The sequence below is a fragment of the Campylobacter taeniopygiae genome (assembly GCF_005406225.1).
Lineage (GTDB): Bacteria > Campylobacterota > Campylobacteria > Campylobacterales > Campylobacteraceae > Campylobacter_D > Campylobacter_D taeniopygiae.
In genome coordinates this window covers 48263-64239 of record NZ_NXLY01000002.1, presented here as the reverse complement: position 1 = coordinate 64239, position 15977 = coordinate 48263, and the positions used below count along the sequence as shown (strand labels likewise).

At 28.7% G+C, this 15977-nt stretch carries 15 protein-coding genes; 8 read left to right on the top strand and 7 right to left on the bottom strand.

What is annotated here, in order from left to right; genetic code table 11:
• Window positions 1–4: 4 nt before the first annotated feature.
• From CQA75_RS01295 to ccoG, 5 genes are all read right to left on the bottom strand, one after another.
• Window positions 5–1468, bottom strand: a complete 1464-nt coding sequence (locus CQA75_RS01295) for an efflux transporter outer membrane subunit (RefSeq protein WP_137623257.1) — start codon at window positions 1466–1468, stop codon at window positions 5–7.
• Entirely contained in the window at window positions 1461–4580 is a 3120-nt protein-coding gene (locus CQA75_RS01290; RefSeq protein WP_137623256.1) for an efflux RND transporter permease subunit, read from the bottom strand. Before CQA75_RS01290 ends, CQA75_RS01295 begins: the two co-directional genes overlap by 8 nt.
• A complete protein-coding gene (locus tag CQA75_RS01285) occupies window positions 4580–5680 on the bottom strand; it encodes an efflux RND transporter periplasmic adaptor subunit (RefSeq protein WP_137623255.1) in 1101 nt (366 codons plus the stop codon). The genes CQA75_RS01290 and CQA75_RS01285 overlap by 1 nt, the downstream gene beginning before the upstream one ends.
• Window positions 5681–5773: 93 nt before the next feature.
• On the bottom strand, window positions 5774–6400 hold the full coding sequence (locus CQA75_RS01280) for a TetR/AcrR family transcriptional regulator (protein WP_137623254.1): 627 nt from the start codon (window positions 6398–6400) through the stop codon (window positions 5774–5776).
• Window positions 6397–7764 (bottom strand): cytochrome c oxidase accessory protein CcoG, encoded by a 1368-nt coding sequence (gene ccoG / locus CQA75_RS01275; RefSeq protein WP_137623253.1) that lies wholly within the window; start codon window positions 7762–7764, stop codon window positions 6397–6399. The genes CQA75_RS01280 and ccoG overlap by 4 nt, the downstream gene beginning before the upstream one ends.
• 179 nt (window positions 7765–7943) lie before the next feature.
• Here ccoG and rpsU point away from each other — a divergent pair, with 179 nt between their 5' ends.
• The 8 genes from rpsU (at window position 7944) to CQA75_RS01235 (ending at window position 14555) form a co-directional block, all read left to right on the top strand.
• Window positions 7944–8156 carry a 30S ribosomal protein S21 gene (gene rpsU, locus CQA75_RS01270; RefSeq protein ID WP_002780697.1) on the top strand — a complete coding sequence of 71 codons (213 nt, stop codon included), beginning with the start codon at window positions 7944–7946 and terminating at the stop codon, window positions 8154–8156.
• A 168-nt stretch (window positions 8157–8324) separates the two neighbouring features.
• On the top strand, window positions 8325–8924 hold the full coding sequence (locus CQA75_RS01265; RefSeq protein WP_137623252.1) for a UPF0323 family lipoprotein: 600 nt from the start codon (window positions 8325–8327) through the stop codon (window positions 8922–8924).
• Window positions 8925–8933: 9 nt separating this feature from the next.
• A complete protein-coding gene (locus CQA75_RS01260; protein ID WP_137623251.1) occupies window positions 8934–10103 on the top strand; it encodes a glutathionylspermidine synthase family protein in 1170 nt (389 codons plus the stop codon).
• A 3-nt stretch (window positions 10104–10106) separates the two neighbouring features.
• Complete coding sequence (locus tag CQA75_RS01255) at window positions 10107–11045, top strand: D-2-hydroxyacid dehydrogenase (protein ID WP_137623250.1); 939 nt, start codon at window positions 10107–10109, stop codon at window positions 11043–11045.
• Window positions 11035–11526: a YajQ family cyclic di-GMP-binding protein gene (locus tag CQA75_RS01250; RefSeq protein ID WP_137623249.1), complete on the top strand. Its 492-nt coding sequence runs from the start codon at window positions 11035–11037 to the stop codon at window positions 11524–11526. The genes CQA75_RS01255 and CQA75_RS01250 overlap by 11 nt, the downstream gene beginning before the upstream one ends.
• Window positions 11527–11537: 11 nt before the next feature.
• On the top strand, window positions 11538–12014 hold the full coding sequence (locus CQA75_RS01245; RefSeq protein ID WP_137623248.1) for a hypothetical protein: 477 nt from the start codon (window positions 11538–11540) through the stop codon (window positions 12012–12014).
• A 4-nt stretch (window positions 12015–12018) separates the two neighbouring features.
• A complete protein-coding gene (locus CQA75_RS01240; RefSeq protein WP_137623247.1) occupies window positions 12019–12840 on the top strand; it encodes a hypothetical protein in 822 nt (273 codons plus the stop codon).
• Window positions 12840–14555 carry an ATP-binding protein gene (locus CQA75_RS01235; RefSeq protein ID WP_137623246.1) on the top strand — a complete coding sequence of 572 codons (1716 nt, stop codon included), beginning with the start codon at window positions 12840–12842 and terminating at the stop codon, window positions 14553–14555. Before CQA75_RS01240 ends, CQA75_RS01235 begins: the two co-directional genes overlap by 1 nt.
• Here the strand turns inward: CQA75_RS01235 and CQA75_RS01230 are convergent.
• Together CQA75_RS01230 and msrP are read right to left on the bottom strand one after the other, a co-directional pair.
• Window positions 14521–15072, bottom strand: coding sequence for a ferric reductase-like transmembrane domain-containing protein (locus CQA75_RS01230; RefSeq protein WP_137623245.1), 552 nt, complete (start codon window positions 15070–15072; stop codon window positions 14521–14523). The genes CQA75_RS01235 and CQA75_RS01230 overlap by 35 nt on opposite strands.
• Complete coding sequence (gene msrP / locus CQA75_RS01225) at window positions 15072–15965, bottom strand: protein-methionine-sulfoxide reductase catalytic subunit MsrP (RefSeq protein ID WP_137623244.1); 894 nt, start codon at window positions 15963–15965, stop codon at window positions 15072–15074. Before msrP ends, CQA75_RS01230 begins: the two co-directional genes overlap by 1 nt.
• Window positions 15966–15977: the final 12 nt, after the last annotated feature.

Here is a 15977-nt window from a genome sequence, read left to right as displayed (position 1 = left end):
ACGTTTATTTTAAAGAATTTTCTAAATTTTGAAACTCTTCTTTTTGGGCATTTTCCCAAGAATTTTCATCTTGTCGATCAAATCCACCGCCAAAGGCTTTGATAACATCTACGATAGAGTTAGCATAAGAGTATTTTGTATTGTTGAAATTGATTTGAGAATTAAGCCAATTTTTTCGAGCTTCTAAATAATCTTGCAAAGACATTTCTCCTACATCATAACGCTCTTTAGCAATTTCATAAATCCTTTTATAGGCTTGTTCGCTAGATAAAGCATTATCGTATTGTAAGCGTATGTTTTTTCTAGAAACTAAAGCGTACCGAATTTCCCCAAAGGCCGTTTTTAAAGTATTCTCATAGTTTATAAAGGCTTCATCTTTATTTAATTTGGCTAAATTAACATTTTCATTAATTTCACCCCAGTGGAAAATAGGCATTAAAAAACTTCCACCTATATTCCACGTTTTAGAGCCATTTTTTACCAAAGTATCTAAATCATTACTTTCAAAACCTAAAAGTCCGGTTAAGGAAAGACTAGGTAAAAAAGCTGAACGAGCAACGCCTATAAGATAATTTTTTTGCATGAGTTTTTCTAAAGAAGAGCTGATATCAGGACGTTGTAATAAAATTTCGCTAGTGATTCCAGTTGGAATATCAAACTCTTTAAGATTAAAGGTTTGGTAGTCTTGATTTTGATAAAGTATATTATTTAAATCATTGGAGGTTAATATTTTTAAGGCTTTAAGATAGTTTTCTTTATTAAGTTGTGCTTGATTGTATTGTAAAGAAATACTTTCAAGATTGGCTTTAGCTTGAGATAATTCATACTCTCCAGTAGTTCCTGCTGAAAATTTTTCATTATTAATGCGATAAATTTCTTGTGCTGCTTCATAAGCTTGCTTTAAAGCATTTTCATTTTCATAAGCATTTACGAGATTAAAATACGTTTGAACTGTATTTGAAATAATGGAAAGTCTTGCCGCTTCATAATCATATTTACTTGCCTCAAAAGAAGCTTTACTTGCTCTGTAAGAATCTCGGTACTTACCCCAAAGATCAATTTCATAGCTTAAATTTAACCCCATTTTAAAGTCATTGCCATAATTAAATTGACCACTTTTATTTGTTGGTGCATTTATCGAAGTTTTACTTCTTAGAGCATTTGCACTTGCATCAAATTTTGGCAATAAATTGCTAAAATCGATCCCTAATTGTGCGCTAGCTTGTTTTAAATGTATATAAGCAATTTTTAAATCAGAATTGTTCCTAAGGGATAAATCAACAAGTTTATTTAAATGTTCATCTTGAAATTCTTCCCACCATCTTTGATCAATACCGTTATTATTTTCTTGTTTGCTATCAGCAAGGGTATAATTTGCTTCAGGAATATTTAAATTTGGGCTTAAAGAGCAGGCTGAAATCAATAATCCAAGACTTGTAATAATACTTATTGAAATAATCTTATTCACGGATTTTACCTCTTTTCTTGTTAATCCAAATACTTAGATTTTCTAAAAGATAGAAAAATAATGGAACAAAGAAAATCGCTAAAGTAGAAGCAGCGATCATCCCACCTATAAGCCCCGTTCCTAAAGCATGACGGGAAGCACTTCCTGCCCCATGAGCAAAAATCATTGGTAAAACACCAAAAGTAAAGGCTAGTGAAGTCATAACAATAGGTCTAAATCTTAATTTTGCAGCACTAATGGCAGCATCAAAAACACTTTTTCCTTTTTTAAGATGTTCTTCCATAGCAAATTCAATAATCAAAATTGCATTTTTTGCAGAAAGTCCGATTAAAAGCAAAAGTCCAGTTTGAAAATATATATCGTTGTCAAATCCTGAAAGAGCTACTAAAAGAAAAGATCCAAATGCTGCAAAAGGAACAGCGGTAACAACAGCAAGTGGAATAAGCCATCTTTCATATTGAGCTGCCAAAATTAAAAATACAAAAACCATTCCTAAGGTGAAAGCAAATAATCCAGTGCCTTTAGAATTAACTTCTTGATAAGCAGTTCCTGCCCAAGCAATTGAATAATCACTTCCTAAGGTTTCTTTAGCAACAGCTGAGATCGCTTCAATAGCTTGTCCAGAAGAATAACCCGATGCAGGATCTCCTTGTATAAGAGCAGCTGGAAAAAGATTAAATCTTTTAACATCATCAGGCCCAACACTTCTAGAGAGGGTTAAAAATGAGTTAAGAGGGATCATTTTTCCATCATTTGATCTTACAAAGATATTTCTTAACGCGTCTTGAGTATTTCTAAAATCTCCTAAAGCTCGAATATTAACTTGGAAATTTTTTCCCAACATAGGAAAATCATTAACATAATAAGTTCCTATTGTTGCACTAATAGTATTAAAAACATCTTGCATATTGAGATTAAAATATTTCATTTTATCTCGATCAATAATAAGTTTATATTGTGGAAAATTAGTATCAAGAGTTGTTTTTACATTAAATAATTCTTTTCTTTTTTTTGCTGCTTCTAGTAGTTTATTAACATCTTGTTGAATTTGATCATAAGTTTTTCCGCTTTTATTTTGGACATACATTTCAAAACCACCTGTTAAACTGATTCCAGGGATCGCAGGAAGGTTAATAAAAAAGCTTTGAGCGTTTCTATCGTTTGCATATTTTCCAAATAACATACCAATGATTTGATTAGAATTTAATTTTCTTTCACTCCAATCTTTTAATTTTAAAAATGTTACCGTAACATTTTCTTTTAAAGAGCTTGTAAAAAGATCAAATCCTATAAGAGAAATAGCTGATTCTACACTATCCATTTTGTAGATATCTTTATTCATATTTTCTACTTCTTCTATGGTTTTATGTAAAGGTGTGCCAGCAGGTAGATTGATAAGACCTATAATAGCACCTTGATCTTCACTTGGAACAAGAGAGCTTGGTACAATTTTATATAAATAAAAAATCGCTCCTAGCATAATACAAAAAATAAGAACAAAGCGAATAGTGCGTTTTAGCATATAGGCTACACCAGCACTAAATACAGAAGTACTCCAGTCAAAAAAATCATTAAATTTTTGAACAAAATAGAAAGGTTTTGATTCATTTCTTGTTAAAAAAATTGCAGACAATGAAGGAGTCAATGTGAGTGCAACAAATCCAGAAATAGCAACAGAAGCGGCTAAGGTTAGGGCAAACTGTTTTTGAATTTCTCCTACAAACCCTGAAATAAATGACACAGGGATAAAAACAGCACATAAAACAAGAACAATAGAAATAACCGGTGAACTTACTTCATGCATAGCTTGAATAGCTGCATCTTTGATCGAAATATTGGGGTTAGAATGTATAATTCTATCAATATTTTCAACCACTATGATAGCATCATCAACAACAATACCTATGGCTAAAACAAGAGCAAAAAGAGTTAAAAGATTAATACTAAAGCCAAGTAAATAAAGCACAGCAAAAGTTCCCAGTAATGAAACAGGAACAGCGATCATTGGAATAAGGGTTGATCTGAAATTTTTCAAGAAAAGATACATAACAATAAGAACTAAAATTAAGGCTTCAGCAAAAGTTTTTATCACTTCTTTAATAGAAGCTTTAACGAAAATTGTTGTATCAAAAGGAACTTTATATTTTAAACCTTGAGGGAAATTTTTAGAAAGTTCTTCAAGTTTTTTATTGACTAATTTTGCAGTGCTTACAGCATTAGCACCTGATTGTAAATTAATCATAATTGGAACAGCTGGTTTGGTTCCTAAACGTCCGGTTGAGGTATATTCTTGAGATCCTATTTCTACATTTGCCACATCTTTAATTCTCAAGAAAGATCCATCTTTATTAACTCTTATAATGATATTTTCAAATTCTTTAGGAGTGGAAAGTCTTCCTTGCATTGTTATAGAAAGTACTTGAGCGGATTTATTGATAACAGGTTCTTCGCCAATTTTTCCTGTCGCATATTGAGCATTTTGTTCATTAATTGCATTGATAACATCTGTAGCGGTTATGTTAAATTTGTTTAATAAATCAGGTTTAAGCCAAATTCTCATAGAATAGTTTTTACCACCTATGGCGTTAGCATCTCCAACTCCAGGAATTCTTTTTAATTCATCTAAGATATTTAAAGTAGTATAGTTAAAAATATCTACATCGCTCATCGAATTATCATCTGAATAGATGGAAACAACTTCAAGTATCGAAGAAGAAGATTTTCTAACGGTTACCCCAAGTTTTTTAACTGCTTCTGGGAGTTTTGCTGTTGCTGCTGAAATTCTGTTATTTACATTCACAGTTGCTTGATCAGGATCAGTTCCTATATCAAAATAAACAGTGAGTTTCATTTGGCCTGTAGAACTCGTAGAATCCATATAAATCATATTATCAACGCCATTGATTGCATCTTCAATAGGAGTTGCAACAGTTGAGGCTATCGTTTGAGCATCTGCACCAGTATAACTTGCTGTTACTTGAACTGTAGGGGGAGTTAGCGCAGGATATTGCTCTACGGGTAGATTGATTAAACCTATGGCTCCAGAAATTGAAATAATAATGGCAACAACAGAGGCAAATATTGGTCTTTCTATAAAAAACTTAGAGAACATTATTTACTCCCAATTTCTTGAACTTCAGATCCAATGTGAATTTTTTTGAAATTATCTAAAATAATTTTATCATCATTTTTAAGTCCAGAGTCGATGATGGCATATTCATTGTTTTGATAGCTGATGTGGATTGGGCTTTTTGTAACTTTGTTATTAACTATGGTATAAACATATACTTCATTTTGATCTTGTTTAATGGCACTTTGTGGTATTTTAAAGCCATTTTTTTGGATAAATCCTTCTGAAGTGATTGTGGCGAATGCTCCTGGTAAAAGACTAGAATTGTTATTATCAAAAATAGCTTTAGCTTTAACAGTTCCACTATCTGCATTTATCACTGAATCGATAAAATAAAGTTTTCCCTTAACTTCTTCTCCATTTAAATTCAATGTAGCTTGAATATTTTTAAGATCCCATTCTCCACTTTGAGTATTTCGTATAATATTAAGTTTATCTGTATCAGAAATGTAAAATTCTGCATAAATTGGATTAAGGTTTGTAACGCGGACTAATTCTGTATTTGCGGAATTAACATAATCTCCTACATTGACTAAAGCATCACCGACAACTCCATCAAATGGTGCAAGAATTTCAGTATGACTAAGATCAATTTTAGCGTTTTGTAGATCAGCTTTGGAACTTGCAAGTTCTGCTTTTGCACTATCAAAATTTGCTAAAGAAGTATCGTATTCTTTTTTTGAAATGGCTTTTTTTGAAAATAAAATTTTGTTTCTTTCATAATCTTTTAGAGCATTGTCAAAACTAGCTTTTGCCATTAAGAATTTTCCTTGTGCAGAATTAACATTTGCTTCAAATTTATCAGGTTCAATGAGAAATAATTTTTGACCCTCTTTAACTCTATCGCCGGCTTTAAAATATTTTTTTAATATCACTCCGCTTACTTGAGGTTTTAATATCACATCATAATCGCTTACAAGTTTTGCTGGATAGGTGAAACTAAGAGGTAAATTTTCAGATTTTGCTTTCATAAAACTTACAGATATTGGATCTTGTTGTATTTTGGGAGCTTCTTTTTTTTCGCAAGCACAAACTAAAAATGCAATACTTATTAAAAAGATATTTTTTACAAATTTCATCATTTTTACCTTAATTTTTGTATTTTTTATTATTAAAATATTTAAACATTGGTATTCTAATTAAATTTTATTAATTAAACTTGAATTTAATATTTTTTAGGTTTTATTTGAAATACCATTTAAAAAAAGATCAACCATAAATTCTATATGTTCTTCTTGTTCTTTATTATTCATAAGCGGGAAATCTACTAGAACATTTAAAGTATAATAAGGTTCTTTTAGCATATTGCAAAAAGTAATGGCTAACTTTGCGGCATTATCGCAGATATATTTATTTTTTTGCTTTGAAAAAAGATTTGCTAAGATGTTATGAGCGAAAAATTTTTGATTATCTTGTATCCAATTTTGAAGATAATCTGTATTATAAACTTGAGAAAAAATAATTTTTCCCAAAGAAACCATTGGAGCTGTATTATATATATTGACAAAAACTTTAGCAAAAGAAATTAAATTTTCTTTTAAATTTTTATTTTCAGAGATATGAATTTGAGATGCAATAAGATCAAAATGTTTCTTGCAAACATCATCTAAAATTTCAAAAAATAAACCCTCTTTGCTTTGAAAACAATCATAAATATTAGAATAAGAGCCCCCAGAAATTTTGATAATATCACTTAGGCTGGTTTCTTGAAATCCTCGTGCTAAAAAAAGTTCGCAGGCGACTTTTTTTATTTTATCTTTTCGAGCCAAATTTTTCTTAGAAAGTATTTTGTTTGAATTCATTTTACCTCCTTAAAAATTGAAACTTTAGGATAAATAAAAATCGTTTTTCTAAAAATAACGATTTTGTTATCATCTTTAGCATAAGCTTTAATTGAAAGCGGAAAAATAACATCTTTATGATTATCGTTAGCAAGTTTTTTTATAGCCTTAATGATGACAATTTTTTTGCTCTGTTCTCCGGCTGAAATTTTAAAAGGTTTACTCGGACGAATAATTTCAATACCGTTGTCAATACCTTCTATTTTAGCTTCAAAATAATACTCATGATCTTTTATATCTGTATTTTGAAATAAAAATGTATATGCGTTTGAAACTTCTATATTGTCACCTACGCGCGAAATCTGATACAATTCACTACTTCGGTTGATATTTAAAAGCATGTGTTCTTTTTTACTACCCATAACAAATAAGGCAATTAAGACAATTGTAATAACGATTAAATAACCAACAGTTCGAAAGCGAAAATATTTAATTTTTTGATCGGTTTCTATTGATTTGACACTTGTCCAGTTAATAAGGCTTGGGCGATTAAATTTATTTTGAATTTTAGAACAAGCATCGGCACATTCTAAGCAATTAATGCATTCAAGCTGCATTCCTGCTCTAATATCAATATGTGTTGGGCAAACGCTTACACAAGCTTCGCATCCTATACATTCTCCTTGAGGAGGTTTTTTATGAAGTTTAAATTTACCATCAAAAATAACTCCCCCGCGTTTTTCATTATAAATAACTTGCATAGTATCGCGATCAAACATAACTGATTGTATTCTAGCATATGGACAAACATAGATACAGAATTTTTCTGCTAGATAAGTGACATCAAGGGTAAAAAGTAGACTTCCAAAAAATAAAATTCCCATCAAAAGAAAATGCTCATTGGGATTTTTTATGTATTCAAAATACTCTTCTGGCGGAACAAAATACCAAAGTAAATTACTTATAGCAATTAAAGAGATAAAATAAAATAAAATAACGGCAATTGTTTTTTTTAAATATTGACCGGAATATTCTTTTTGTTTATTGTTGATATTTTTTCTAATTTTTAAAATTTTTGTTTGGATTAAATCTCTATAAATAACCCTAAAGATAGTTTGAGGACAACTCCAAGCACACCAAATTCTACCCCCTAATGTCGTTATAAAAAATATAAATAAAAAAAGAAGTATAAGGACAAAAGGCATAAGATAAAATTCTTGAGTGGAGAAAGAAACAAAGAATAAATTTAATTTAGCATGGACAAAACTTAAAAGAAAAAAATGATTCCCATTGATTCTAATAAATGGCAAACTTAATGCAATAATACTAATAATACCATAAAGAATATAACGCTTTTTCGTATAATCGGTAATAAAATTTTGCATTTAACTCCTTTTTATTTCTGTTTTCTATGGCTATTATAATTCATAAAAACTAAAATATTTTTTAAATGTTTTCTAAGTTACCTTTAATAAGAAATATTTAATGATAAATATTTTATAATCTTTCTCTTAACAATGAAATTTTGTTAAGCAAAATTAAATTACGAAAGGTGGTGAGGATAGTGCCAGGAATTAAGGTGCATCCTAACGAGTCTTTTGACGAAGCATATCGTAAATTCAAAAAACAAGTTGATAGAAATCTTGTTGTAACTGAAGTTAGAGCGAGAAGATTTTTTGAGCCTATGACTGAAATTCGTAAAAAACAAAAAATTTCAGCACGTAAAAAAATGCTTAAAAGACTTTATATGCTTAGACGATACGAATCAAGACTTTAAATCAAAGGCCTTTTCAAGGCTTTTGATAATCCTTGAATCTTCTTTAAAACTCAATTAAAAATTTTTTAAGTATAAAACTATTTTAATTTTTCTAATATCAAAGAATGAATTTATTATTTTTTGTTAGAATTAATCATTAATTTTTTTGATTATTAGGGGTGCTTATTTATGAAAAGGATTAAAAAAATTATTCAAATCGGTATGATAGGTGGTTTAGCAGCTGTAGCAGGGGGTGCTTTGGTTGCTTGTAGTAGCGATAACTCAGATACTTCAAATCAAATTTCAAATATGCAAGGTGCTTTTGTTGTCATAGAAGAAGTTGCACCGGGTCAATATAAAATAAAATATCAATTTCCTAACGATGAAACCGTGGTAATTTTAAAAGATTTAAATGGTACAGAACGAATTTTAAGCAAAGAAGAAATGGATGCGCTTATAAAACAAGAGGCCGAGAAAATAGATAATGGAACTTCTAATCTTACTCAAAGTAATCATCAAATGAATAGTGGTGGATTGAGTTTAGGTGAAACTTTACTTACAAGTGCTGCTGGAGCTATTATAGGAAACTGGATTGGTTCAAAACTTTTTGGCAATCAAAATTTTATTAATCAACAACGTGGAGCCTTTACAAGTCAAAGTGCTTATCAAAGAAGTGTGAATAGTTTTAATAAGGCAAGTACAAGTAAATCTTCTAGTTCTTCAAGATCGGGCTTTTTTAAAGGTGGATCTAAAACAAGTTCTGGTTTTAGTTTTGGTTTTGGTTCTTAAGGAAGGTGTATGAGATTATTAAAAGTTAATAAGCTTCAAAAGGATTATTTAGAAAGTATAGGCTTTTCTTGGCATACTGACGAAGATGGTAGTGATTATATCAGTGATGCTTTAGTTTGTGTTAAAGAAAATGAGGCAAATGCTTATTATGAAGCGGCTAATGAGCTTTATGATATGTTTGTAGCAGCCGCACAGAATGTGATCGATAATGATCGCTTTGATGAATTAGGTATTCCTTTTAACCTTGTAGATGCTATTAAAATGAGTTGGGAAAATGATGTTCATTGGCATTTATATGGAAGATTTGATTTTGCGGGAGGATTGGATGGAAAACCTATTAAGCTTTTAGAGTTTAATGCGGATACTCCAACATCTCTTTTTGAGAGTGCAATTTTACAATGGGCAATTTTAAAACAAAACAATATGGATGAAAGTTATCAATTTAATAATATTTATGAATCCTTGATGGAAAATTTTAAAAGATTAATTACGCTTAATGATGATACTAGTTTGTTTGAAAATTACTATCAAGGCTGGAAAATTCTTTTTTCAAGTATCGCTGGAATCAAAGAAGAGGAAATCACAACGAAATTATTAACTCATATTGCTAATGAAGCGGGTTTTGAAACTAATTTTTCTTATGTGGATGAGGTGGAATTTAGTGATGAGGGTATTTTTAAGGATGGAATTAACTATGAATATTGGTTTAAATTGATACCTTGGGAAGATATAGCGATAGAAGAAGGAGATCTTGCTATGCTTTTAACGCAGATCATGCGTAATCAAAAGGCCATCATTTTAAATCCTGCTTATACTTTGATATTTCAATCAAAAGGCATTATGAAAATTTTGTACGAGCTTTACCCTAATCATCCATTACTTTTAGAAACAAAAGATCAGCCTTTAGTTGGAAAAACTTATGTTAAAAAGCCGGTTTTTGGTAGAGAAGGGGCTAATGTAAGTATTATTAAAGACGAGCAAATTTTAAATGAAAATGAAGGACCTTATGAAAATAACAAATTCATTTATCAAGAATATGTAGAATTAAATTCTCATGAAAATGAGTTTTATCAAGCAGGAGTATTTTTTGCTTATGAAGGGTGTGGTTTAGGTTTTAGAAAAGGTGGAATGATACTTGATAATTCCTCAAAATTTGTTGGACATATTATTAAGGAGTAAAAGATGAAAATAGTATGTTTAGATGCGGCAACTTTAGGAAATTATGATTTTAGTGTTTTTGAAAAATTTGGAGAAATCAAACTTTATGATACAACTAAAGATAAAGAGCAAGTGATTGAGCGTTTAAAAGATGCTGATATTGCGATGACTAATAAAGTAGTGATCGATAAAGAAATTATAGATGCTTGCTCTAATCTTAAGCTTATACTAGAAACTGCCACGGGATTAAATAATATTGATGTTGATTATGCTAAGGAAAGAAATATTGTGGTAAAAAATGTTGCAGGATATTCTACAATGAGTGTTGTACAGCATACTTTTGCTTTGATTTTTGCTTTTTTAAATCATATTCCTTATTATGATCAATGGGTAAAAAATGAAAAATGGTGCAAAAGTCCTATTTTTACAGATTTTAGTAGAATTTTAGTCAGCACGGAAGGTAAAAAACATGGTATTATAGGACTTGGTTCTATAGGAAAAGAAGTCGCTAAAATTTCAAAGGCTTTTGGAGCTAAAATTTATTATTACTCTACAAGTGGGGCAAATACAAATTCTGAATTTGAACGTTTAGAATTAGATGAACTTTTAAAGATTTGCGATATTATAAGTATCCATGCTCCATTAAATAATAAAACGATGAATTTATTAAATTTGGAAAAATTAGAATTATTAAAAAATGATGCGGTTTTGATCAATGTTGGTAGAGGCGGCATTATAAATGAGTTAGATTTGGCAAAGGTGATGGATCAAAAAAATATCAAGGTTGGGCTTGATGTATTGGAAAAAGAACCTATGTTAGAAAATCATCCACTTTTAAACATTAAAAATAAAGATCATCTTATCATCACTCCTCATATTGCATGGGCATCTAAAGAAGCTATTGATACTTTAATGAGTAGAGTTTATGAAAATCTTGAAGAATGGATAAAAAATGGCAAGTGAACATAGTTTTGATATTTCTGCAGCAATAGATAAACAAGAGCTTAAAAATGCTTTTGAGCAGGCAAAAAAAGAATTAGACTCAAGATATGATTTAAAGGGTATTAAAACTGAAATTGAGTTGAATGAAAAAGACAGCATTTTCAAACTTAGCTCCTCAAGTGAGTCAAAACTCGATGTTTTAAAAGATATTGTTATTTCTAAACTTATCAAAAGAGGTATTAATTCTAGTGCTATTAAGGAGCTTTCTCGTGAAAATGGAGCCATGTTTCATTTAAATTTAAAAGCAAATGATTCTATAGATGGTGAAAATGCTAAAAAAATCAATAAGGCTATAAAAGAGAGTAAATTAAAGGTGAATTCTTCAATCAGAGGAGATGAAATTCGTGTTGTGGCAAAACAAATTGATGATTTGCAAGCTGTGATGAAAATTGTTCGTGAGCTTAATCTTGAGCTAAATATCAGTTTTAAAAATTTAAAATAAGGTTTAGAATTGTGAAAAAAATATTTTTTTTCTTTTTGATAATATTCTTTTTTAATGCGTGTGCCGTAAAAAATCAAAATAATCTCAGTCAAAGTATAGCAATAATCATAAATTCACCTTTTCTTAAAATGAGTGATTTTGGATTTTTAATAAAAGAAAATCAAACCTTAAATTTAGAGGTTTATCATTTAGGTCAAGCTTTTTTTAATTTGAAAATTAAAGATAAAATTTGTTTAAATGCTGCATGTTATGATAAAAAAGTTTTTAATAAAAAATTTTTTAAAAATGAATATTATGATGATATCTTAAGTGATATTTTAAATGCAAAACCTTTATGGCAAGGAAAAAATTTGCAAAAAACAGCTAGTGGATTTAAACAAAATTTAAAAGCAAAAAATTACGAAATTTTTTATGCAGTTTCTAAAAATAAAATCAGTTTTTTTGATACAGTTTCGCGTATAAAAATCATTTTGGGTTACCAAGGATAAAATTTTGAAATTTTTTTTATTTTTATTTTTTGCTATCAGCTTACTTTTTTCTAAAAATTATAAAGGCGAAGCGTATTTTTATGATCTAAAAGACAAGCAAATTTTTGCCATAATTTATGAGGATGCGCCTTTTATACCTGTATTTGATAAGGATATCAATCAAACAAGCCCCAGCTTTATAGTCCTAAGCGATCTTAATACAAGCAAAGAAATTCCTATTTTTAAAATTTCAAAGGTTTGGAAAGATCAAGATGATATCTATGTAATTAACGAAGCAAAAGAATTAATACTGGATAATAAAAAAATCAAAGCGCAAAAATTAGGTTTTACAAATTTATATCTTTTTGAAGATCAAAATAATATTAAAATTAAAAGTTGTTTGGATTTTTTAAAAAATGATGAATTTAAAAAAATTCATCAATTAAGCAATAAAGATTTTGATTTTGAGCAAATTATTCAAAAACCTATATTTTTAAAAGATGGAAAATTGAGTTTTCAAGAGCAATATTATTTTTATAAAGATGAAATGGAACGCCCGATTTTAGAGCTTAACAATTTTGTTTATGATATTAAAAAAAATGCTTTTATTCATTTAAATCAATTATATGATATAAAAAATCATCAGTTTTTAGATCTTTTGCATCAAAAACTTAAAAAATTTTGTGCAGAATGTTTTGAGGATATTGATACAATGGATTTTAATGATAATTTTTTATTGACTCCTTATGGGATTAAAATATGCTATTTACCTTTTGAAAATCATTTTTTAGATGAAAATATTTGTATTGATTTTTTTAATAATGAAATAGAGGAATTTAAGAAATAATGCTAAAACTCAAAGAATTTTTAAATTTAAAAACCATAGAAAAAACTCAAATATATAAAGAACTGAAATGTTCTAAAAATGAAGCTTTGATTTTAAGAGAACTTTGTAAGCATTATGTTATTTCTGTTGCTTCTGTGAATGCATTTACTTTATTATCCAGTATTTTTGGCATGGAAAAATATGCATATTTAGATGTTTTAGGAGATTTAAAAAAACTGATAGAAAGAGGTTTTGTTAATCAAAATTCAAGTTTTTTTAAAAATATTGAAAGTAATAAAAATCAAACTTTAAGTTTAAATTTATTGCAGTGTGAGCTAAGCTTGAGTGAGTATTTTTTAGAATTTTTAGAATCAAAATCCAATAATTTAGATTTTAGCAAAAAAGAAGCTTACGCTGATTATTTAGAATATCTTAAAGATGAATTTATGCGCGTTGAACTTTATGAAAGATTGAGTTTTATTAGAAAAAGTGCTTACAATAGTGAATTAAAAGAGCAAATTAAACTTTGCGAAGATTATATTAAAGAGCGTTTGAAAAAAAGTAAATTTTATAATGTTTTATCCGATATCTTTAAGGAATTTAATCTCAATCAAAAAGAGCAAATTATTTTTTTAACACTTTTAAGAGAAGAATATTTATTGAGCAATGAAAATTCGACTTTTAGAGAAATGAATTTTTTATTGTCTCTTGTTAGTGAAGATGAGCTTGATAAGCATAAAAATAAAAGACTATTACAAGAAAATTCTCCACTTTTAAATTTAATAGAATATGATGAGTATTTGAATTCTTTTGGAGATATTTCAAAAAGCTTTTTTATTACAGATGAAATTTTACAAAGAGTGATTAATTTTGAGCCAAAACAAAGTAAAAAAGTTAAAATTGAAAATGTTTTAAAAGATCAAGATATTTTTGAACTCATAGAACCAAGGGTTAATATCAACGATATTATTATGCCTGAAAATACCAAAGAGCTTTTAGAAAGCATTCTTAAGCAACAAGATAAAAAAGTGCTTGAAAGATTAAATTTATGGGGTATAAAAAACAATAAAAATATAGAAGCTAAAATTATTTTTTATGGACCTGCTGGAACAGGAAAAACTATGTCAGCCTTAGCTATGGCTAAGTCGATGAAAAAATCAGTTCTTAGTTTTGATTGCTCTAAAATTCTTAGCAAATGGGTAGGAGAAAGCGAGCAAAATGTTAGGAAAATTTTTGATACCTATAAAAATATAGTGCAAACTTGCAAACAAAGTCCTATTTTATTATTAAATGAAGCGGATCAATTTTTAAGCACAAGGGTTGAGAGTAGTGCAGGAAGTGATAAGATGCATAATCAAATGCAAAATATCTTTTTAGAACAGATCGAGCGTTTTAGCGGAGTGATGATTGCAACTACGAATTTTTTAGAAAGTTTAGATACGGCATTTTCAAGAAGATTTGATTATAAAATAGAATTTAAAAAGCCTGATTTTAAAGATAGGCTAAAAATGTGGGAAAAATTTTTACCCAAAAAAGCCGAATTTGATAAAAAATTTGATATTAATATCTTAGCTAATTATGAATTAAGTGGGGCACAAATTTTAATGATCATAAAAAATACAGCCTTAAAAGTCGCAATTTCCAAAGAAGGAATTTTTCACATGCAAGATTTTTTAGAAAGCATACAAAAAGAACTTAATTCTAGTTTCGATAAAAGCAAAATCGTAGGTTTTTAACATAGCGTAAAATAAAATAAATCATTGCTATAATTAAAGCACTCCACTCCCAAAACATAGGAATTTTAGGACTTAAAAAGTAATGATAGCTTGAAATAACTAAGCATAAATATCCTAATTTTCTTATTTTGCGTATTTTCTTAAAGCAATTAAAAGAACTTAAAAACATCAAACAAATGATAATAAGAGCTATAAATCCAGTTGTTTCTAAAAAATGGAATAAAATATCATTTAAAAGTCTTGAAATTTGGGCATTTCTATCAAAAATAAAATAGTTTAAAAAATGAATAGCACCCCAAAAAGTTGCAAAAAATCCCAAAATTTTGGGATAATTTTTGGTTGATTTGAATTTAAATAAAGAAAAAAATAAACTTAAATTTAAAAATATTAAAGCAAAAATTCCTGTATTAAAATAAATTTCTTTTACAAAATCAAAGGCTTTTATGATATTGTAAAAAGAATAAATCAAACTTGCTAAGAAAAATATGAAAGCAAAAAAATTAAAATATTTACTCATTAAAAATTAACCTTTAAATCCATGCCTTCATAAAGTTTTGCAACCTCTTTTTCATAGCCATTAAACATTAAAGTAGGTTTTGTGAAAAAATCACCCAAGGCTCTTTCATTTGCTTGAGACCATCTTGGATGGGATACATTTGGATTAACATTGGCATAAAAACCATATTCATTTGGAGCATAATTTTGCCAAGTTGTAAGAGGTTGTTTTTCTACAAATTCAATTTTTACAATCGATTTGATACTTTTAAAACCATATTTCCAAGGAACAACTAAGCGTATAGGAGCCCCATTTTGTGGTTTTAAAGGTTTTTTATACATTCCTACAGCAAGCAAGGTTAGCGGATGCATTGCTTCATCCATTCTAAGCCCTTCAACATAAGGATAGTCTATAGTTGGAAAAAGTGCATCTTGATCAGGAAATTGATTTTTGTCAAAAAGTGTTGTAAATTTAATAAATTTAGCCTTTTGAGTCGGTTTTACCTTTTCTATTAGATGACGCAATTCAAAACCAATCCAAGGAACTACCATAGACCAAGTTTCAACGCAACGAAATCGATAAATTCTTTCTTCTAAAGGAAATTTTAAAATATCTTCCATGCTAAGAGTTATAGGTTTTTCAATTTCTCCGCTGATTTCAATTTTCCAATTTTGAGTGTTAAAATTTTGAGCTAAGGCTACAGCTCTTTTTTTATCGGTGGAGAATTCATAAAAATTGACATAATTTGTAGCCAATTCTTCATCACTTATTTTTAAATTATCAAGATTTTTATCTTTAATGAAGTTAAAAGCGGAAAGTTTGGAACTGATTAAAGTTGAACTTATAAGTGCTCCAATGCCTAATTTTAAAAATTTCCTTCTTTTTTGATATAAATATTCAGGCGTAATATGCATAATTTTTCCTTG

Coding starts and splice junctions, on each gene's coding strand:
- CQA75_RS01290 (WP_137623256.1), bottom strand. CDS start 4,580: ATGTTCTCTAAGTTTTTTATAGAAAGACCAATATTTGCCTCTGTTGTT.
- CQA75_RS01285 (WP_137623255.1), bottom strand. CDS start 5,680: ATGATGAAATTTGTAAAAAATATCTTTTTAATAAGTATTGCATTTTTA.
- CQA75_RS01280 (WP_137623254.1), bottom strand. CDS start 6,400: ATGAATTCAAACAAAATACTTTCTAAGAAAAATTTGGCTCGAAAAGAT.
- ccoG (WP_137623253.1), bottom strand. CDS start 7,764: ATGCAAAATTTTATTACCGATTATACGAAAAAGCGTTATATTCTTTAT.
- CQA75_RS01265 (WP_137623252.1), top strand. CDS start 8,325: ATGAAAAGGATTAAAAAAATTATTCAAATCGGTATGATAGGTGGTTTA.
- CQA75_RS01260 (WP_137623251.1), top strand. CDS start 8,934: ATGAGATTATTAAAAGTTAATAAGCTTCAAAAGGATTATTTAGAAAGT.
- CQA75_RS01255 (WP_137623250.1), top strand. CDS start 10,107: ATGAAAATAGTATGTTTAGATGCGGCAACTTTAGGAAATTATGATTTT.
- CQA75_RS01250 (WP_137623249.1), top strand. CDS start 11,035: ATGGCAAGTGAACATAGTTTTGATATTTCTGCAGCAATAGATAAACAA.
- CQA75_RS01235 (WP_137623246.1), top strand. CDS start 12,840: ATGCTAAAACTCAAAGAATTTTTAAATTTAAAAACCATAGAAAAAACT.
- CQA75_RS01230 (WP_137623245.1), bottom strand. CDS start 15,072: ATGAGTAAATATTTTAATTTTTTTGCTTTCATATTTTTCTTAGCAAGT.
- msrP (WP_137623244.1), bottom strand. CDS start 15,965: ATGCATATTACGCCTGAATATTTATATCAAAAAAGAAGGAAATTTTTA.